This window comes from Paenibacillus sp. FSL H8-0122, assembly GCF_038005345.1.
GTDB lineage: Bacteria > Bacillota > Bacilli > Paenibacillales > Paenibacillaceae > Paenibacillus_AQ.
In genome coordinates this window covers 3,994,640-4,014,682 of sequence record NZ_JBBOTB010000001.1, presented here as the reverse complement: position 1 = coordinate 4,014,682, position 20,043 = coordinate 3,994,640, and the positions used below count along the sequence as shown (strand labels likewise).

Below are 20,043 nucleotides of genomic sequence, written 5' to 3'. Positions count from 1 at the left end.
AGGACAACTGATGAATATTATGACGGTGGAACATCTCTCCAAGAGCTACGGGGAGAAAACCCTGTTCCGTGATGCCTCCTTTGGCATGGACGACAGGGATAAGATAGGCGTAATTGGCGTCAATGGCACGGGAAAATCAACCTTTCTGAAGATTATCGCCGGGCTCGATACAGCAGATGAAGGGCAGATTAGCATCGGCAATGATGTGCGGGTGCAGTTCCTGGCCCAGAATCCGCCTTATGAGCCTGGAAATACGGTCTTGCAGCAGGTATTTGCCGGAGAGGACCCGGAGCTTGCGACGATGCGGGAATACATGGAGGTGATGTCTCTTCTGGAGCAGAATCCGGGAGACTCAGGGCTGGAGAGCAGGCTTGTCCGGATTGGACAGGCCATCGACGCCGCCGGCACCTGGCAGCTGGAGAGTGAGGCCAAGACGGTCCTCACGAAGCTGGGGATTACCCGCTTCGATGCGCGGATGGAGAGCCTGTCGGGCGGACAGCGCAAGCGCGTAGCGCTGGCGGCGGCACTGATTACACCGTCGGAGCTGCTGATTCTGGATGAGCCTACCAACCATATTGATACGGATTCCGTAGCCTGGCTGGAGCAGTATCTGCAGAAGCGGCGCGGGGCGCTGCTGATGGTAACGCATGACCGTTATTTCCTGGAACGGGTAGCCAGTGTAATGCTTGAGCTGGACGGCGGGAATCTGTACCGGTATGAAGCGAACTATTCGCGGTTCCTGGAGCTGAAGGCAGACCGTGAAGAACGGGAGGCTTCGGCCGAGCAGAAGCGCAAGAATCTGCTGCGCACCGAGCTGGCCTGGATTCGCCGCGGGGCTAAGGCCCGCTCCACGAAGCAGAAGGCGCGGATCGACCGCTTCGAGAAGCTCAAGGAGAGTACGGGAGGCGCATCGGCGTCATCTATGGATATCTCTGTAGCCTCCACCAGACTGGGCCGCAAAATCATTGAGATTCAGGATCTCACCAAATCAATGGATGGCCGGACCTTAATCAAGGATCTGAATTATATTGCTGTGCCGCAGGACCGCGTGGGGATTGTCGGCAAGAACGGCAGCGGCAAGTCCACGCTGCTTAACCTGATTGCCGGTAAGCTTACCCCGGACAGCGGTGAGGTGCAGCTCGGGACAACCGTGAAGCTGGGCTATTTCACCCAGGAGCATCAGGACATGGATCTCAGCCTGCGGGCGATCGAGTATGTGAAGGAAGAAGCCGAGATCATCAAGACCGCAGACGGCAGTGTCATCACCGCCGGGCAAATGCTGGAGCGCTTCCTGTTCCCGCCTGCGATGCAGTGGACGCCAATCTCCAAGCTGTCCGGCGGCGAGAAAAGACGTCTCTACCTGCTGCGTGTCCTCATGGGAGCGCCGAACGTGCTGCTGCTCGATGAGCCGACGAATGATCTGGACATCGGTACACTCGCTGTGCTGGAGGATTACCTCGATGAATTCCCTGGCGTAGTCTTCACGGTATCGCATGACCGTTACTTCCTGGACCGCACCGTGGATAAGCTGATTGCCTTCGAGGATGGGGGCATCCGCCTGCATGTCGGCGACTATAGCGAATATGAAGAGTGGCTGGCGAAGAACGTCCCTTCGGGCAGCGGGAACTCCGGCAAGGCAGAAGGCGGCTCCGGCCGCAGTGCCAGCGGGACTGGTGCTGCCGCTGCTGAGCAGGGCGGGAATGCACAGGCCGGGTCAGCGCCGCGCGAGAAGCTGAAATTCACCTTCAAGGAGCAGCGTGAGTATGAAGGGATCGATGAGGCCATTGAACAGGCGGAGCAGCATCTGACGGACATCTCGGCACAGATGGAAGCGGCCTTCGCTGACTCCGGCAGACTCCAGGAGCTGGTGGAGAAGCAGCGGCAGGGCGAGGCAGAGCTGGAGCGCCTGATGGAGCGCTGGACGTATCTGAGTGAGCTGGCGGAGAAGATCGCGGGTAAGTAACCGCGGTGCAGAAGGAGGGACAGTGGCTGTGACCCATACGATAGAAGCTGCTGTGCAGCTCCGGTCCTCTGGCCGGGCAGAAGAAGCAAGGACCCTGCTGCTAGAGCTACTGTCAGCAGACGAGGGCAATGCCGAGCTGCATTATCAGCTGGCATGGACGCATGATGTGCTGGGCTTGGAGCGTGAGGCGGTAGCTTATTACGAGCAGAGTCTTGCCTTAGGTCTTCCAGATGCGGGGCAGAAGGCAGGCGCGATGCTGGGTCTGGGCAGTACGTACCGGACGCTCGGGCAGTATGCGGAGTCCCGTGCGCTCCTGGAGCAGGGTGCGCTTGAATTCCCGCAGCGGGCGGAATTTATGGCTTTTCTGGCCATGACGCTGCATAATCTCGGTGCACACACCGAAGCGATGGAGCTGCTGCTTACCTTACTTGCAGATACATCCGCCGATCCCGGTATCCGGGATTACCGTAAGGCCATCAAGTACTATGCGGACAAGCTGGAGCAGGTATGGCCTTAACCGGGGGATGCAACATCTCACGCCTGAACGCAGCTCTAATCCTCAAGGTCAGAGGTTTATGCGAGAATCCTGCCCATAATGCAACATCTCACTCGTTATCTCAGCTCTAATCGGCAAATGTTGCACAAAATGCAGGATAAATCCTCCCTGGAGCCGGTGGGCGGGGAAATTGTTGCAATTTATGCAGGAATCCCTGCAAATGTCCAATTAAGGGCGGGCCAGGTTGCAATAGTTGCAACATTTCGGCTTGGTCAAGATTAATATAGTCTACTAAAAAGGCAGCACCAGCTATTTACATGAGCTGGTGCTGCCTTTTTGTACTTGTTTACTAATATCCGCTTCGTGTTGCTATAGAAAGTGACCCGCCGTGGCGAGCAGCCCGATCAGTTCGCCCCTAAATAAGCCGCCAGCAGCTTAGCCGTATTCAGCACAGCCTGCTTATGGGTACGCTCCATGGAGTGCGAGGCGTGTACGCCCGGTCCGATCAGTGCGGCCCGGATGTTGTTCCCGCCGCGCAGCGCAGCAGAGGCGTCGGAGCCGTATTGCGGATAGATATCGACCGCGAATGGAATCGCCAGACCGTTCGCCAGCTCGATCATGCGGCTGGTCATGGCATAGTCATACGGGCCGGAGGAATCCTTGGCGCAGATGGAGACATCCGTCTCCTTGCAGCTGAGGTCATCGCCCATCGCACCCATGTCCACAGCGATCATCTCATTGATCTCCCCTGGAATCCAGGCGGCGCCGTGACCTACCTCTTCATAGTTGGAGATGAGCAGGGACAGGTTATGCAGCGGCTTCCAGCCTTCGCGCCGGATGCTCTCCAGCAGCCCGAATAAGGCGGCTACGCTGGCTTTGTCGTCCAGATGACGGGATTTGATATATCCGCTGGGAGTGAGCACCGCCCGTGCATCGAACGAAATAAAGTCGCCGACTGAAATCCCCAGCTTCAGCACATCATCCTTGGTGGAGACCAGCTCATCAATCCGGATCTCCATATTCTCTTCTGAACGTTTGAAATCACGGGCATCCGCATACACATGCACAGAAGGATGGCTTGTCAGGATCGTACCGGTATAAGTTAAGCCGCTGCGGGTATGGATGATGCAATATTCATTCTCAATGCTGTTCATGCTGAATCCGCCCACAGAGGTTAAGCGGAGGGTACCATTAGACTTAATGGAGCGGACCATGGCACCGAGCGTATCCACATGGGCGCTGATGCCGATGGTGCGCGAAGGATCAAGACCGGGCACGGTGAGCATCGCGCCGCCTTTTTCATTCCAGGTAAGCGGAATACCCAGCGCTGCCGCTTCTTCGGCCACGAGTGCCATCACCTGGGCGGTGAAGCCGCTGGGGCTTGGGGTGTCGAGCAGTTTTTTGAGCAGATTCAGAATATATTCTTCATTGGGCTGGATGTTAAGCAAGGACAGTTCCTCCTATTCGTTGGGTTACAGCTGGGATGATCCTTCTGGAGTAAAGGAAGCACTCTCAGCAGGGATAGGTTCCATGTTGATACTGTTAGCGTCACGCAGCTTGGCAAGCTCGGCATTCAGGCTCTTGATCTGCTTCTGCAGCTTATACTGGCGGAAAATCCCGTACGACCCCACAACCACGCCACCGATCAGCGCACAGCCGAGAATAACAAGAATAAGCGGGATGCTGACAAAGTCGAAGCCGAAATTCACCGGAACCGTATCGACATTCATTACGGCGAATACAGCTGTCAGCAGTGCAAAAAATAAACCTAATATAAGTGACCATTGAAATTTCATATATCTTCCTCCTCAGGATCTATGACAATACAAATCCCCTGCCCGCAGAGGGCAAGGGATTACTGTAATACTAAGCTTTCTGCCTCATTTGGTCAACTGCTCCATCTGTTCGATCACACTTTCGAATACACTCATCGCTTCGCGGATCGGTTCAGGAGAGGACATGTCAACCCCTGCCTTGGATAAAATGTTGATTGAATAATCACTGCCGCCGCTCTTGAGGAAGCCGAGGTAACGGTCAACCGCCGGTTTGCCTTCCTCCAGAATCTGTTTGGCGAAGCTCGTCGCCGCCGAGAAGCCGGTAGCATATTTATAGACGTAGAAGCTGTTATAGAAATGCGGAATCCGTGCCCACTCCATCTCAATATCCTGATCGACCACCATATTCTTGCCGTAATACTTGACATTCAGATCGTAGTAGATGGCAGAGAGATCCTGCGGTGTGAGCGATTCGCCTTCTTCGGCACGCTGGTGAATGATTTTTTCGAATTCAGCGAACATCGTCTGCCGGAATACCGTTGTGCGGAACTGGTCGGCATAATAGGTGAGCAGGTACATTTTTTCCTTTGGATCTGTGGATTTGTTCAGCAGGTAATCCATCAGCAGCGCCTCATTGGTAGTAGAAGCAACCTCCGCCAGGAAAATAGTGTACTGCGCATCCCGGTATTTCAGCGCTGTGTCCGAATAGTAGGAGTGCAGGGCGTGACCCATCTCATGTGCCAGTGTGAACATGCTGTTCAGATTGTCATTATGATTCAGCAGCACGTAAGGGTGGGTGCCGTAAGCCCCCCAGCTGTATGCGCCGGAGCGTTTGTTCTCATTCTCGTAGACATCGATCCAGCCTTTGTCATAGCCTTCCTGCAGAACACTAAGGTAGTCCTCGCCAAGCGGCTTCAGGCCTTCCTTGGTAATCTTCTTGGCTTCGTCAAAAGTAATATCCAGCTTATATTCGTCCACAAGCGGAGCGAACAAGTCATACATATGTAGCTCATCTACCCCAAGCAGCTTCTGGCGCAGCTTCATATAACGGTGCATCAGCGGCAGACTCTCGTGAATCGTATCGATCAGATTGGTGTAGACTTCCTTCGGAATATTGTCGCCGTACAAGGACATTTCCAACACGGAAGGATATTTGCGCACACGGGAGTAAAAGACATTCTTATTCACATTCGCGCTCAGCGTGGCGGCAATCGTGTTCTTTTGCTTGCCGTAGGTTTCATAGACCGCTTTGAAGGCGTTCTTACGAACCTCACGGTCCGGGCTTTCGAGGAACTGAATATAGCTTCCGTGGGTCAGCTCAACTTCCTTGCCTTCTTCGTTCTTAATCTTCGGGAACTTCAGATCCGCATTATTCAGCATGCTGAATACGGTTTGCGGGGCCTGGGCGATCGTGCTGACCTGAGCCAGCAGCGCTTCTTCCGCCTTGGACAGGACATGGGCCTTCTCACGCTTCATTTCAGTCAAGGTGAAGGTGTAGTCGGAGAGCGAAGGGTCGGCGATGAACTGGTCCAGTGTCGCGTCAGGCAGGGCCAGAATCTCAGGTGTGACAAAAGAAAGAGCTTCACCCGCTTCAACGCCAAGCTTCTTGGCCTTGGAGGAGAGAGCCTGGTACTTCGGAGCCGCTGTATCCTCGTCCTGGCGCATATGCGCATAGACATAGAGGCGTTCAGTCAGCAGGGACAGCTTATCGTCCAGCTCGAAGCACTTCTTCAGGGCATCCGGAGAATCCAGCTTCCCCTGGAAGGAGGCAGCGCTTGTAATCAGCGCCTTCACTTCCTTATATTCGGCATCCCATTGCTCCTCTGAAGCAAACATATCTTCAAGCTTCCAGCGGTTCTCGGCGGGTACTTCACTTCTCTTAGGTAATTGTTCCATAGAAATCCTCCTCGGTAGATGGGATGCGGCTGGGCTGCTCTCCGCCTGCGGGAGCGCTGAGGACAGATTTCCCTGCAGCAGGCTGAGCGCAAGCAGGAGCGGGAGTGATTTGGCGGTAACGGACATGACGGCAGCCTCCTGATTCTCAAAGTCTGCTTAGTATGCCCTGCCAATTCATGTTTATTAAATCTTGCTTACAGATGAAGTTATGTGAGCAGGCTATAAATAATGAAGACAAAAGCCAGCGCAATCATAATGACTGCGGTCAATGCCATCCCGCGCTTCAAGCGCGGGGGCATTTTGTCCTTGCTCATAATCAGTACGGCACCCAGGCACAGGACGACAATGACATAAATGACAAGACTCTCATTATCCATGCCGGACTAGACCTGTTTGAAGGCTGCGATGATATTCTTGTACTCTTCTTCATTATCCTTGTAGGATTCTTTATTGAAGCGGTTGTTCACCCACTGCATCATAGCCGGACGGCTCATGAAGGTATGCGTTTCTTCTCCCCATTGGTCAGAGATTTCACGAAGGATAATATATCGTCCCTGAACCTCCACCGTCATCATGTTCCACTTGTCTGTTTTGTATATTTCATGTTTTTTGATCATTATCATTACCACCCTGGCGATTTTTGGCTTTTGGGTCAATGATAACGCACCGGAGAAGGGAAAAGCAAATTAAATCATGAAATCAGGGAAAAGATGGATTGCTTTACAAGTATAGAAAGAGTATAATGTAAGCATACGCCATATATGGCGGTATTTTTAGGAGGTTGTTCATTTGAAAGGTACAGTAAAATGGTTTAACGCAGAAAAGGGTTATGGTTTCCTTCAAGTTGAAGGCGGCGAAGATGTATTCGTTCACTTCTCAGCGATTCAAGGCGACGGATTCAAGACTTTGGACGAAGGCCAAGCGGTAGAATTCGATGTTACGGACGGTAACCGTGGTCCACAGGCAGCGAACGTAGTTAAATTATAAAATACGGCCAAGGCAGAGCTTCTGTCAGCCGCAATATATATATTTGATCTAGCACGCACTGGCATAAGTAGCATCAGGCAGCTTGAGCAGCACAGTTCCTCCGGGAGCTGTGTTTTTTTATTGGTTAGGAAATTATGATTTACGTCCGCTGTGGATATATCCTTCCCCGCCCATAATCAGTCAGAGCGGGGTCTTGCTCTTACGCCGCAGCGGACGGTCTGTGCCGCCCCCGAGGTCCATCAGATGCTTGGACAGGAAGCCGATGAAGGCCAGAACCGAGAAGCCGGTAGCGACCAGATAGAATACAATCCGGCCGGAATCCTGATAGATCAGTCCGCCGAAGGTGCCGCTGAGCAGACCTGCGCCGCTGGACCATACGACGGTGAAGAGCGCCATTCCGGTTGCCCGCAGATGATCAGGGATGATCCGGGTGATGTAGCGGACCGCAGTTACATAATAAATGCCGAACGAAATGCTGTGCATGGCCTGAATGGCAACCACGGTACCCGGCTCCTGGGCCAGCGACATGAACAGAAAGCGCAGCGTGAACATCAGGCTGGCAAAAGCAAGCAGCGGCAGCTCCTTGAACTTGTCGCCATATCTGCTGAGCAGGAAGAAGATGGGGATCTCACTGAGCGCTGAAGCCAGCAGCGCCCAGCCCACGATCTCATCTCCTGCATTCATGCCCTTGAGGCTGATCGTCAGGAAGGCCTCGTTCATCCGGTAGCCGATGGCGAGCAGGAATACAGAGCCGAAGAACCACAGCACTTCCTTTTGCAGGAGAATCTCGCGGAGTCCGGCGCCCTTCAGCGGTTTGTCCGCAGCCTCCTTGTCTACAGAGAGCGGAGCCGCTTCGGTTCGCTTCACATCCTTCAGCCCAATCGTAATCAGCAGCGCGGTTACAACAATCACAATACAAATCGCTACGCTGTACTGAGGTCCCAGCGTTCTGAGTACATAGCCGATTGTAAGGGCGAAGAAGGAGTAACCGAGCGAGCCGAATACACGGATGGCAATGAAATTCCGCCCGTGGCGCTGGGCAATTTTGATCGCCATAGTATCTGCAAGTGGAAAAACCGGGTAATAGAAGAAATAGAAAAAGGATAAGATAAGCATGACACTTGAGAAATCGGTGGCTCTGGCCAGAATAATGGCGGTAATCAGCTGGCCTCCAAGCAGGAGGGCCATAATCTTACGGACGGTACCCAGCCGGTCGCTCATCATACTCCAGAACAGATTAGAGAGAATTGAGATTAGCGGTCCTACTGAGTAGAGCAGACCCATTTGCGGACTGCTGAAGCCCAGGTGGGCATAAAATAACGGGAAATAAGAAACAACCAGCACACTGGTGCCGTACAGCGTAAACATAAAGGATCGCAGCCAGTTTTGATCACTGTATTGGCCGCCGCTCCGCCTCGCATTCATGATTGTGCACTCCTTCGGGGTATAGAAAAGTATAGTATAGCATAAAGCGGAGAGGCCGGGGGATTCGTATAATATCGATTTTCTGAATCTTTCAAGAGTTTGCGAAAGTGATTTTGTTGTTTGTACAAATCCGCTCTGCATATTATAATAATCATGATTTGGATAAGGAGACAACAATGTGGAGGCACTGTCATTGAATGAATTTGAGCAAGGCCGTAACCGTAGTCCGCGCGGTCCTATTGGACTCATGAAGAGAGTCTATAAGTACGTGCTGCCGGAAGTGCGATCATGTCTCGATTCCTGGCGCAAGGATGCAGAAGGAATTCCCGATCCCGAGCTCCGCAAGCAAGCGCTTGCCAGCATTGAAACGAAGCAGTTTCATTGCGAAGGCGGCGGAATCTATGCCGCCGGCAATTTGTCGATGAGACATATACTGATTCCGCTAATTGTTGCTTATCAGACGATCAGTGATTATTTGGACAACCTGTGTGACCGCAGTACTTCGCTTGACCCGGCCGATTTCCGGTTGCTGCATAAGTCCATGCTGGATGCGGTTACCCCCGGCGCGGAGCCTGTGAATTACTACGCGCTGCGCACGGAACAGAATGACGGCGGATACCTGCACAGACTGGTCCGCAAATGCCAGGAGATGACCTCCCGGCTACCCGGCTACGGTGCTGCTGCTGAAGAGGTCTACAATCTGGCTGTACTGTACACCGATCTTCAGGTCTATAAGCACATTCACCCGGAGCTTAGAGAAGCTGCCCTCAAGGAATGGTGGGAGAAGGAGGGGTACCGCGCGCCTCATCTCCAGTGGAATGAATTTGCGGCCGCAACCGGTTCAACCCTGGGTGTATTCATGCTTTTTCTGGCATCCTGTGATCCTAAGCTAAGCACAGTGGCATCATCATCCATTCGTGCTGCTTATTTTCCGCATGTGTGCGGTCTGCATATCATGCTGGATTATCTGATTGACCAGGATGAAGACCGGGCCGGCGGTGATCTCAATTTCTGCAATTATTATGAGAATACGGATATGATGCTGAACCGGATCGCTTCCATTGTGGAGTGGGCCCGCAAGGATGTCCGGGGTCTTCCTGATAACTCCATGCACCGTATGATCATCGAAGGACTGCTGGCCCTGTATTTATCCGATCCCAAGGTTAGTGAGCAACGCGAGGTCCGTTCGGTATCCCGGAGGCTGATGAAGAATAGTCCGCTGACCAGACTCTTTTTCTTCGTCAACAGCCGCTGGATACGCAAACACATGTATTAGATGCTGCCGGATCTTCTCCGGGTAAGGGGAGAAACTGGCACAAATTTAAGGAGGAACTAACAGAATGTCTAACGTAAAAAAAATCGCAGTATTAACCAGCGGTGGAGACTCCCAGGGGATGAACGCCGCAGTGCGTGCGGTTGTCCGCAGCGCGATCTACTTCGGAATTGAAGTATTCGGCATTCAGCGCGGGTACCAGGGCCTGCTGAACCGCGACATTTTCCCGATGGATCTGCGCAGTGTCGGAGATATCATCCAGCGCGGAGGTACGGTTCTGCAGTCTGCACGCTGTCTGGAGTTCATGAAGCCGGAAGGCCAGCAGAAAGGTGCTGACATTCTGAATGAGCTCGGCATCGACGGTCTGGTTGTTATCGGCGGAGACGGCTCTTACCATGGCGCTAACAAGCTCAGCAAGCTTGGAATCAAGACGATGGCTCTGCCGGGTACCATTGATAATGATATATCGTTCACAGACTACACTATCGGATTCGATACTGCCGTTGGCGTGGTAGTGGATGCGATCAATAAATTGCGCGACACCATGTCATCCCATGAGCGTTCCTCCATCGTAGAGGTTATGGGGCGTCACTGCGGAGATATCGCTCTGCATGCAGGCCTTGCTTCCGGGGCGGAGACGATTCTGGTGCCGGAAATGCCTTATGACCTGAATGAGGTAGCTGACCGGATGAAGGATAATTTCGCACGCGGCAAACGTCACAGTATCGTCATTGTAGCTGAAGGCGTCGGCAAGGGTGAGGATGTTGCTCAGGCACTCAAAGACCGCCATGCTTCCCTGGATGCCCGTGTTACGGTACTGGGACACATTCAGCGCGGAGGTACTCCAACACCAGGAGACCGTAACCTCGCCAGCCGTCTGGCTGATTTCGCGGTTCGTAAGCTGATCGAAGGCGAATCGGACAAGGCATGCGGAATCATTAAAGGGGAATTGACCCTGACCGATATCGATAAGGTAGTGAATACGAAGAAGGATTTCAATATCGAGCTGTATGAGCTGGCTTCCCGTTTGTCCCAGTAAAAGCAGCAGAATTTATAGGATCATCAACTCTCAGCGGAGCAGCAAGCCTTCCATCACCGGAAGGGGCTGCTCTTTTTTGACTTGACAGTATACCCCCACCCGTATAATATCATACCCATAGGGGTATACAATTAGGAGGGAATAAGAATGAGCAGAACTATAGTCATTATCGGCGGAGTTGCCGGAGGGGCATCCGCTGCGGCACGCCTAAGAAGACTGAACGAAGAAGACAACATTATCATGCTTGAGCGGGGAGAGCATGTTTCTTTTGCCAATTGCGGGCTGCCTTATTATATTGGGGAGAGTATTGATTCCCGGGACAAGCTGTTTCTGCAGACACCGGCTGGAATCCGGGCACGCTTCAATATTGATGTGAGAATCTTTACCGAGGCGACAGAGATTGACCGTGAACGTAAGCAGGTACACTGCCGCAATGTTACAACAGGCGAGACACTGCAGATTCCATATGATATCGTAGTACTCTCACCGGGAGCAAAGCCGATCGTTCCCCCGATTCCGGGCATTTCAGAGGCTGAGAACCTGTTCACCTTAAGGAATATTCCTGATACAGACCGTATCAAGGCCTATGTGGACAGCCGTCAGCCAAGACATGCCACTGTAATCGGTGCAGGGTTCATCGGTCTTGAGATGGCTGAGAATCTGCGGGAGCGGGGGCTTGATGTTACTGTGATTGACCGGGGGGAGCAGATTCTGAACCCGCTTGACCTGGAGATGGTTCGTCCGCTGGAGGAGCATATGCGTCTGCATGGGGTAGAGCTGCGGCTGAATGAGGGCGTAGAGGCTATTGAACAGCAAGGCCGTCTGCTTCGTCTCTCTTCCGGCGGGGAGCTTAGAACGGATATGGTCATCCTGGCGATTGGGGTCAGTCCTGAGAATGACCTGGCACGGAGCTGCGGGCTGGAGCTGGGCGTCCGGGGATCGGTTAAGGTCAACGCCTCATTGCAGACCAGTGATCCGGCTATCTATGCTGTTGGAGATGTCATTGAAGTGAAGGACCGTGTTCAGGGGTTCGATACCATGGTATCCCTTGCCTGGGGTGCTAACCGTCAGGGGCGTCTGGCCGCTGATCATATCAATGGGCGGCAAGCCTCGTATACGGGAGCATTAGGTACTGCGATTATCAAAATCTTCGATATGACTGCTGCGCTGACCGGGAACAATGAGAAGACGCTTAAGTCGCTTGGGGTACCTTATGAAGCTGTGCATATCCATCCGAATTCCCACGCCGGTTACTACCCCGGTGCTGCACCGATAGCGCTTAAGCTGCTGTTCAACCCGCAGACAGGAGAGATTTATGGAGCACAAGCGGCCGGAAGTGCCGGAGTGGACAAAAGAATAGATGTCATTGCCACCGCGATCCGCAGCAAGCTTAAGGCAGATGAGCTGGCCGATCTGGAGCTGGCGTATGCGCCGCCGTATTCCTCGGCCAAAGATCCGGTCAATATGGCGGGCTATGTTGCCTCCAATCTGATGGAGGGACTCGTCCGTAATCTGCAATGGCATGAAGTGGACGAATTCTCGCGCAGCGGCGGCCTCATCATTGATGTCAGAGACGAAGCGGAGCGTTTAGCCGGTTTCATTCCGGGTTCCATCAACATTCCGCTGGCTGAGCTGAGAGACCGGCTCACAGAGATTCCCGGTGATCGGGAGATCGCCGTGTCCTGCCAGGTAGGGCTGCGCGGCTACATTGCTGCCCGCATGTTAATCCAATACGGATATGCAGTACGAAACGTTGACGGAGGGTACAAAACATACGCAGCGATGGCAAGGGAGAATAACGCTGAGATTTCCGGGAAGAGAGAGACACCGGCTTTAAAAGTGAATGCCCCGTCTCCCGCGGGTAGAGTCCATAGCCACGAACAGCTCAGCATTAAGCCGCAGCTCCTGCTGGATGCTTGCGGATTACAGTGCCCCGGCCCTATACTCAAGGTATATGAGACTATAAGCTCAATGGAGGAAGGCCAGCGGGTTGAGATTACTGCAACGGATTTCGGTTTTGCCGCTGATATCAGGCAGTGGTGCAGCAAGACAAGGAACACACTGGAATCAGTGGATGTATCCGGGGGCAAGGTTCAGGCGTTGGTACGCAAGGGAGTAGACCCGGCAGACAGAACCGTAGTTCCGGCGGAACAGTCAGCGGTCTCTGAAGGTACAACGATGATTGTCTTCAGCGGGGATCTGGACAAAACCATTGCTTCCTTCATTATTGCAACAGGCGCCGCAGCGATGGGCAAGCAGGTAACGATGTTCTTTACCTTCTGGGGGCTTAATGTCCTACGCCGGGGGCAGTCTCCGCAGGTGAAGAAGAATGCTCTAGACCGGATGTTTGGCATGATGATGCCGAAGGGAACGCGGAAGCTACCCTTATCCCGCATGAACATGGGCGGGCTTGGGTCGAAGCTGATCCGCTATACTATGGGCCGCAAGAATGTGGAATCCCTGGAGAATCTGATGCAAGGCGCACTGAATGCCGGGGTTAAGCTGATGGCCTGCACCATGAGCATGGACATCATGGGCATCAAGCAGGAGGAATTAATTGAAGGTGTAGACTTCGGCGGTGTTGCCAGCTATCTTGGAGCTGCCGAGGATTCCGGCGTGAACTTATTCATCTAGAGGGGGCTAAATGACAGTGGAGTATGATAAAGCTATTACCAACCGGTTGAAGCGGATCGAAGGTCAGGTAAGGGGAGTACTCGGAATGCTGGAGGAAGGCAAGGATTGCCGTGAGATTGTAACTCAGCTGACAGCGATCCGAACAGCCGTAGACCGCTCTATTGGTGCCGTGATCGGAGACAATCTGGAGCACTGCATTCAAGAGGAGCTGGCGCAGGGGAATTCACCCGATAAAGTCATTAAAGAAGCTGTAGAGCTGCTTGTCAAAAGCCGGTAAGCGAATAACAGCCACAGACGAGGGAGCGCAACACTCCCTGCCTGTGGCTGTTGTCAATTATACCTTTCCGGGGGCGAATCTGCGCTGCACCCTGACGAGCCGGGCCAGCAGCAGAATTGCGCCGATTCCAAGGCCGGTAATGAGTCCGATCCAGTAGCCGTAAGCCCCAAGCTCAGTATAAGTAGCAAGCAGGTATCCGACGGGCAGGCCGATCACCCAATAAGCAATGAAGCAGATGACGAACGCAGGATTAACATCCTTATATCCCCGCAGTACACCTTGAGTCGGGGTTGCGATGGCATCGGAGATTTGGAAGAAGATCGCGTAGATCAGGAAATGCTGGATCAGCGAGATCACCTCATGGTCATCCGAATACAGTCCGGCGACATGATTCCCGGCGAAGAGCAGCACCAGCGCTGTGAGCAGGGAGAGGACAGCCGCCGTACCAATGCCCATAATGCCATACTGGCGCGCATCCTTCAGCCGGCCGGAGCCGCTCTCGAAGCCGACGAGAATTGTCAGACTCATGCAGATGCTCAGCGGAATCATATAGAGGGTGGAGGCGAAGTTAATGGCGGCCTGATGGGCAGCGATTGTAATGGTATCGAAGCGGCTCATCAGCAGGGTTACAGCCGAGAATACCGCCGTCTCGAAGAAGATCGAAAAGCCGATAGGCACACCAATCTTCAGCAGCTCCTTGAGACTTACCAGGGACACCGCGTGAAATTTACGGAAAATCTGCAGATCGCGGAAAGGCTCAGCCCGGTAGACAAAGATTAGGGCAATCAGAAAAATGACCCAATACGTGATCGCAGAGGCTACGCCTGCGCCTACTCCGCCAAGGCGGGGGAAGCCGAAGTTGCCGAAGATCAGCAGATAGTTAAGTCCCACATTGACCGGCAGGGCAATCAGGGTGATGAACATGGAGACACGGGTCTGACCCAGGGCATCAATACAGCTGCGGACAACGGTATAGCCGAACAGCGGGATAATGCCGAAGGAGATGGCACCGAGGAAGCGGAAGGCAATATCCCGTACCGCAGGCTCCAGATTCATGAAATTCAGGATCGGTGTGAGCGCGAGGCTGCCAAGAATCAGCACGAGCACGGATACGATCAGGGAGAGCCAAATGCCCTGCATCACCTGGTTAGCCACATCCTTACCCCGCTTGCTGCCGAGGAGATGAGACACAATGGGTGTAATCCCCATAAGAATACCGCTAAGGCCTGTCTGGATCGGAATCCACAGGCTTGTGCCGATGGCTACGCCGGCCAGATCATTCGTGCCGAATTTGCCGGACATATTGGTGTCGAAGAAGGTAATGGCCGACAATGCAATCTGAGTAATCAGAATCGGAAGCAATATATGCAGGAATTGCCCGGCCTTTTGTTTAATGGAAGTTGTCTGTTTCATAATCATCAATGCCCCGTTATCTTTATTTTAAATACTTATATTCCCAGTGAAAATATTCCCAGTAAAAAGCCCGGCAGCTGCCGGGCTCTCTAATATCATGCGGCTATGGATACATCTGGATAATTGCAGAAAGCTTATTGGTCGTACTTCACATCGGCCGTATAGCGGTTGTTGGCATTCCAGAGCAGGAATTCGTCAATATTCTGATCCTTCAAGGCGCGGATCTGATCTTCAACCTGCTTCTTGCCGTATTTGACATAATGCCCGCTGCCCAGCCAGCTGGCGGTGAAATCCTGAATCCATGGGCGGATTACCGGTTTGAAGCTGCCTAGCGGATTCAGCTTCTTGTGTGTATCGACCATTGAGCCCTTAATGGTAGCATAAGGGTCTTTGTCCGGGTCCTTCACATCGAACCAGCCGGTGGAATAATGGCTCGGATAGACCATCGGGCTGATGACATCGACATTCTTGGAGATCTTCACGAAATCCTGGCCGATACCTTCTGCAGCAGGTACCGAGGCGGCATAGCCGAAGATATCCACAGAGATCCGAACTCCCAGCGGTGCCAGCTCAGCTTTGGCATACTTAACAAAGTCAGCGATAATTTCCACGCGCGGTCTGTCGCTCTTCGTGTATTTCAGAGTGTCCGCACGCTTCTCGAAGCCTTCAGGGAAGCGCACATAGTCAAACTGGATTTCCTTGAACCCGAGCTTAACGGCCTCCTTGGCAATATCTACGTTATACTTCCATACATTTTCATTATAAGGATTGACGAAGCTGTCTCCGCCTTTGTTGGCCCATACCGAGCCGTCTTTGTTCACGAAGGATAATTCCTTGTTCTTTTTGGCGAGCACAGAATCCTTGAATACTACGATCCGCGCAATCGGGTAGACATCATGCTCCTTCAGGCGGGTCATCAGCTTGTTGATATCACCTATGAACGGCTGTGGATGTCCCATTTGCTGAAGCTCAGCATTGTCCGTCTTGTAGGTGATGTATCCGGCATCATCCTTAATATCGATAACCATGGAGTTGAGCTCAGTCTTGTCCAGCAGGGCAAGCAGGGTCTCCATCCGTGCACCCCCGGCGCTGTAGGCAGTCACGTATATCCCTTTAACCTTGGGAGCATCCGGCTGCGGATCGGCAAGAAGTGCTGTCTCCGGCGATGCGCTTGGTGAAGGTGAAGGAGAGGCAGTACCGCCCCCGTTCGGTGATGCTGCTGCGTCCGGATTAGTGGTGTGTTCTGCGACGATGGGGGGATTCATGGCGCTCTGCAGTACTGCTGCCACATCGGCTTCATGTCCTTGATTCGGGACACCTACGCCTCCCAGGGCCATCATCAGTAAAGCCCAGGTGATATTCATTTCTTATTCGCTCCCTTTATGTACATTCCTTATAAAGTATAAGGTAACGGATGCACCCAAAAAGAACAGACTTGTAACAATACCCGTAATTTTTTGAGGTCATATTTCCGCTCTTGTTGTTTATAAACGGGATGTACAGATTTTGAACCGCTGATTATAAAAGTAAATGCCGCCCCGGACTGGCACGAAGGCCAATGACCAGGACGGCAACTATTACAACTTGCTCTTTAGGGCAGCTTGCTTAATGAAGATACGCAGAATTCTGATGCTCGCAAATGCTGTAATGGATGATATCCATGGCATCTGCCGGTTCCAGAATACTCAGACCGTCACGCAGTACGATTACAGAATTGAGTTCGTCCTGCTTCAGGAACGGTATCATATCCGGATACCACCTCATGACGATTGCTGACAGTTTTACCGTTTCCATTTCCACAAAAATCACCCTTTCCTTTTTCGAATCGAACTGAATCAGAATTCAGGGTCCACCCGGAAAAACGAAGTGCCTGGAAAAAAGAGGGTAAATCACAATCTTCATGAAATTGTTAAGGTCCTGCGTAGCTATAATATAACATAATATAATATAACATAATTTGAACGGATAAGCATTTTCTTATGAATTACCGTTTGCGGAAAGAGCCCATTACACCGACAGTCTCAACAATATTTACAAAAGCCTGCGGGTCGCTTGTTTTAATAATACGTTTCAGTTCTGCAAGCTCATACCGTGTGGTCACTGTCATTAGCATGTCCCGTTCTACATGAGAATAAGCACCTTCTGTCTTAAATTTTGTAACGCCGCGCTGAAGGCCCAGCAATTGCTGCAGCAGCTCGTCAGTCCGGTTGGTGATGATGTACACGGTAACTTTGATGTGGCTGATATGAATCAGGTCGACCACCTTGCCGGTGACGTAAATGGAGACCATCGAGGCAAGCGCCAGATTCCAGTTGTCGTCAAAATAAGCCGCAGCAAGAATGACGAGACCATTGAGGCCGACCAGCACACTGCCTACCGGGAAATCCCGGTACCGTGTTATAATGGAGCCCAGAATATCGAAGCCGCCCGAGGAGCCGCCTACCCGGAAGGACACACCAGCCCCGACACCTACGAGCACCCCTCCGAACACAGAGGCAAGCAGCATATCCGACGATACCTGAAAGACTGGTACCACTGTCATCATCCAGGTTGTTGCCCCTACAGAGACAATGCTCAGAATGATAAATCTCCGGCCGAGCTGGAACCAACCGGCAGCAAGCAGCGGGATATTGAATAGTAAATAGAGTAAGCTGATGTTAAAAGGAGTGAAATAACCGGCCAGCATGGCGAGGCCGGATACGCCTCCGCTGAGCAGTCTGTGGGGGATCAGGAACAGATTAAAGCCGCTTGCGATCATCGCTGAACCGAAGAGAACGGCAAGAAAGCTCCCGAATAATCTTAGTTTAACCAAGCAAATTCACCTCTGAGTGTAGTGTGAGTGTCATGTAAGTAATGAAAGTAAGGAATACACTGGTATTCCTGATTGGGTTTGTGATATAATGTATAGGATATTCTTGAGTAGGACGTTACAATGGTATTTTTGCATTGCTTAGAATGCGAAGCTACAATTGTCAGGTGTATGTAGTGGCCTGATCATAGGACAGTTGTTTGTCCCAATACGCGCTAAACCATGCAGAAAATACGGCATGATTGGACAGCCTATAAATGTGTTTACCGCTACTTAAGAATACAGACAAGCATGTGGAATGTCCACTGTATAGAAGGAGCATGAATAATTTGAAAACATTCGCAGAATTCGGCTTGGAGCCAAAAGTACTTCAAGCAATCACAGAGCTAGGATTTGAGGAAGCAACACCAATCCAGGAGCAGGCTATCCCGCTTGCTATGGCCGGATCGGATCTTATCGGACAGGCACAGACGGGTACAGGTAAGACCGCAGCCTTCGGGATTCCCCTCATCTCCAAGATCGCAAGAGAAGAAGAGAAGATTCTGGCACTGGTAATGACGCCAACACGTGAGCTGGCCATCCAGGTCGCTGAAGAAATCGGTAAGCTGACCCGCTTCAAAGGACTTCGTTCACTGGCAATCTACGGCGGGCAGGATATCGGCCGTCAGATCCGCGGACTGAAGAGAAAACCACAGATTATTATTGGTACACCAGGACGCCTCCTGGACCATATCAACCGCAAGACCATCCGCCTGGATGATGTTCAGACGATCGTACTGGATGAAGCCGATGAAATGCTAGATATGGGCTTCATGGAGGATATCCAGACCATCCTCAAGCTCGTTCCTGAAGAACGTCAGACCATGCTCTTCTCGGCTACTATGCCTCCTAACATTCAACGCCTTGCCCAGCAGTTCCTGAAGAACCCGCAGCATGTATCCGTAATTCCTAAACAGATTAGCGCACCGCTGATCGACCAGGCTTATGTTGAAGTGCCTGAACGCCAGAAATTCGAAGCGCTTAGCCGCTTGATTGACATGGAATCGCCAGATCTGGCCATTGTATTCGGCCGCACGAAGCGCCGGGTAGACGAGCTTGCAGAAGGCTTGCAGAAGCGCGGATATTCCGCTGACGGCCTGCATGGCGACTTGTCGCAGAACCAGCGCGATGCTGTAATGCGCAAATTCCGCGACGGCAGCATTGATGTACTGGTAGCTACAGACGTTGCTGCACGCGGTCTGGACGTATCCGGCGTAACGCACGTAATCAACTTTGACCTTCCGCAGGACCCGGAGAGCTATGTACACCGTATCGGCCGTACAGGCCGCGCCGGTAAAGAAGGTACTGCATGGTCCTTCGTGACTCCGCGCGAAATGGATCACCTGCACCTGATCGAGCGCGTGACCCGTCACCGCATTACCCGCAAACCGCTTCCAACAATGGCTGAGGCTATTGAAGGCAAACAACGCATTACAGCAGAACGTCTGCTGGCAATGGTTGAGGTTGGCGAACTGAACGAATACAAAGGAATTGCCATTCAATTGCTGGAGCAATATGATTCTGTTCAGCTGCTGTCCGCAGCTATGAAGCTTCTGACCGGCGATAACAAGGATGCGCAAATTGAGCTGACTCCTGAAGATCCGATCCGTGCCAAGCGCCGCGGCGGCAAGAACGATATCCGCAGCGGTCGTAAGCCTAACGGCGGCTATGGCGGCAACCGTTCCGGTTCCGGTTCTAGCTCCGGTGGCGGCTATCGCGGCAACCGGGACAATGCAAGCGGCGGCGGCTATCGCGGAAATCGTGACAACGCCAGCAGCGGCGGAAGCACCCGTGGCGGCTACAGCAGCGGCTATGGCGGCAACAGCGGAAGCGGCAGCAGCTACGGCGGCGGCTACAAAGGCAACCGTGATGGAGCGAGCCGTAACACAGACGGAAGACCGTCCTCGCGTCCGAGCAGCACAAGCACCCGCCCGGCCAAGCAGGATTTTGACGCTTAAGCTATAACGGAACACCTTGAAGAAGACGAGCAACCGTTACCGGTTCCCGTCTTCTTTTT

18 protein-coding genes are annotated in these 20,043 nt (G+C 52.6%); 8 read left to right on the top strand and 10 right to left on the bottom strand.

Features of this window, described 5'->3' with window-relative positions; translation table 11 throughout:
- The first annotated feature begins 10 nt into the window (after positions 1-10).
- Together NSS64_RS17470 and NSS64_RS17465 are read left to right on the top strand one after the other, a co-directional pair.
- Positions 11-1,963 carry an ABC-F family ATP-binding cassette domain-containing protein gene (locus NSS64_RS17470; RefSeq protein ID WP_340941939.1) on the top strand — a complete coding sequence of 651 codons (1,953 nt, stop codon included), beginning with the start codon at positions 11-13 and terminating at the stop codon, positions 1,961-1,963.
- A 28-nt stretch (positions 1,964-1,991) separates the two neighbouring features.
- A complete protein-coding gene (locus NSS64_RS17465; protein ID WP_341140949.1) occupies positions 1,992-2,480 on the top strand; it encodes a tetratricopeptide repeat protein in 489 nt (162 codons plus the stop codon).
- Between the two features lie 383 nt (positions 2,481-2,863).
- Here the strand turns inward: NSS64_RS17465 and NSS64_RS17460 are convergent, their stop codons facing one another.
- The 5 genes from NSS64_RS17460 to NSS64_RS17440 form a co-directional block, all read right to left on the bottom strand.
- Positions 2,864-3,907: a M42 family metallopeptidase gene (locus NSS64_RS17460; protein ID WP_341140948.1), complete on the bottom strand. Its 1,044-nt coding sequence runs from the start codon at positions 3,905-3,907 to the stop codon at positions 2,864-2,866.
- Between the two features lie 24 nt (positions 3,908-3,931).
- Entirely contained in the window at positions 3,932-4,255 is a 324-nt protein-coding gene (locus NSS64_RS17455) for a LapA family protein (protein ID WP_341140947.1), read from the bottom strand.
- An 84-nt stretch (positions 4,256-4,339) separates the two neighbouring features.
- Entirely contained in the window at positions 4,340-6,130 is a 1,791-nt protein-coding gene (gene pepF, locus NSS64_RS17450) for an oligoendopeptidase F (protein ID WP_341140946.1), read from the bottom strand.
- Between the two features lie 206 nt (positions 6,131-6,336).
- Complete coding sequence (locus NSS64_RS17445; RefSeq protein WP_209874284.1) at positions 6,337-6,507, bottom strand: hypothetical protein; 171 nt, start codon at positions 6,505-6,507, stop codon at positions 6,337-6,339.
- A gap of 6 nt (positions 6,508-6,513) precedes the next feature.
- Positions 6,514-6,747: a hypothetical protein gene (locus NSS64_RS17440; protein WP_036702226.1), complete on the bottom strand. Its 234-nt coding sequence runs from the start codon at positions 6,745-6,747 to the stop codon at positions 6,514-6,516.
- A 172-nt stretch (positions 6,748-6,919) separates the two neighbouring features.
- On the opposite strand from NSS64_RS17440, the gene NSS64_RS17435 reads away from it, so the two are divergent.
- On the top strand, positions 6,920-7,117 hold the full coding sequence (locus tag NSS64_RS17435; RefSeq protein ID WP_036725228.1) for a cold shock domain-containing protein: 198 nt from the start codon (positions 6,920-6,922) through the stop codon (positions 7,115-7,117).
- A 180-nt stretch (positions 7,118-7,297) separates the two neighbouring features.
- Here the strand turns inward: NSS64_RS17435 and NSS64_RS17430 are convergent, their stop codons facing one another.
- Positions 7,298-8,542 (bottom strand): MFS transporter, encoded by a 1,245-nt coding sequence (locus NSS64_RS17430; protein ID WP_341140945.1) that lies wholly within the window; start codon positions 8,540-8,542, stop codon positions 7,298-7,300.
- Positions 8,543-8,735: 193 nt separating this feature from the next.
- Between NSS64_RS17430 and NSS64_RS17425 the strand changes: the two genes are divergently transcribed.
- From NSS64_RS17425 to NSS64_RS17410, 4 genes are all read left to right on the top strand, one after another.
- The gene (locus NSS64_RS17425) at positions 8,736-9,818 is read left to right on the top strand and encodes a tetraprenyl-beta-curcumene synthase family protein (protein ID WP_340941930.1); all 1,083 of its coding nucleotides are present in this window, start codon (positions 8,736-8,738) and stop codon (positions 9,816-9,818) included.
- 64 nt (positions 9,819-9,882) lie between these two features.
- Positions 9,883-10,854: a 6-phosphofructokinase gene (gene pfkA, locus NSS64_RS17420; RefSeq protein ID WP_036725223.1), complete on the top strand. Its 972-nt coding sequence runs from the start codon at positions 9,883-9,885 to the stop codon at positions 10,852-10,854.
- A 147-nt stretch (positions 10,855-11,001) separates the two neighbouring features.
- Positions 11,002-13,488: a CoA-disulfide reductase gene (locus NSS64_RS17415; RefSeq protein ID WP_341140944.1), complete on the top strand. Its 2,487-nt coding sequence runs from the start codon at positions 11,002-11,004 to the stop codon at positions 13,486-13,488.
- 16 nt (positions 13,489-13,504) lie between these two features.
- Positions 13,505-13,765, top strand: coding sequence for a metal-sensitive transcriptional regulator (locus NSS64_RS17410; RefSeq protein ID WP_340941926.1), 261 nt, complete (start codon positions 13,505-13,507; stop codon positions 13,763-13,765).
- Positions 13,766-13,822: 57 nt separating this feature from the next.
- Here NSS64_RS17410 and NSS64_RS17405 read toward each other — a convergent pair whose 3' ends face one another.
- The 4 genes from NSS64_RS17405 to NSS64_RS17390 form a co-directional block, all read right to left on the bottom strand.
- Positions 13,823-15,178, bottom strand: coding sequence for an MATE family efflux transporter (locus NSS64_RS17405; protein ID WP_341140943.1), 1,356 nt, complete (start codon positions 15,176-15,178; stop codon positions 13,823-13,825).
- A 134-nt stretch (positions 15,179-15,312) separates the two neighbouring features.
- Positions 15,313-16,542 (bottom strand): putative glycoside hydrolase, encoded by a 1,230-nt coding sequence (locus NSS64_RS17400; protein WP_340992227.1) that lies wholly within the window; start codon positions 16,540-16,542, stop codon positions 15,313-15,315.
- A gap of 241 nt (positions 16,543-16,783) precedes the next feature.
- On the bottom strand, positions 16,784-16,972 hold the full coding sequence (locus NSS64_RS17395) for a hypothetical protein (RefSeq protein WP_171718441.1): 189 nt from the start codon (positions 16,970-16,972) through the stop codon (positions 16,784-16,786).
- Positions 16,973-17,162: 190 nt separating this feature from the next.
- The gene (locus NSS64_RS17390; RefSeq protein WP_340941923.1) at positions 17,163-17,990 is read right to left on the bottom strand and encodes a YitT family protein; all 828 of its coding nucleotides are present in this window, start codon (positions 17,988-17,990) and stop codon (positions 17,163-17,165) included.
- Between the two features lie 326 nt (positions 17,991-18,316).
- Between NSS64_RS17390 and NSS64_RS17385 the strand changes: the two genes are divergently transcribed.
- The gene (locus NSS64_RS17385; RefSeq protein ID WP_036725212.1) at positions 18,317-19,984 is read left to right on the top strand and encodes a DEAD/DEAH box helicase; all 1,668 of its coding nucleotides are present in this window, start codon (positions 18,317-18,319) and stop codon (positions 19,982-19,984) included.
- Positions 19,985-20,043: the final 59 nt, after the last annotated feature.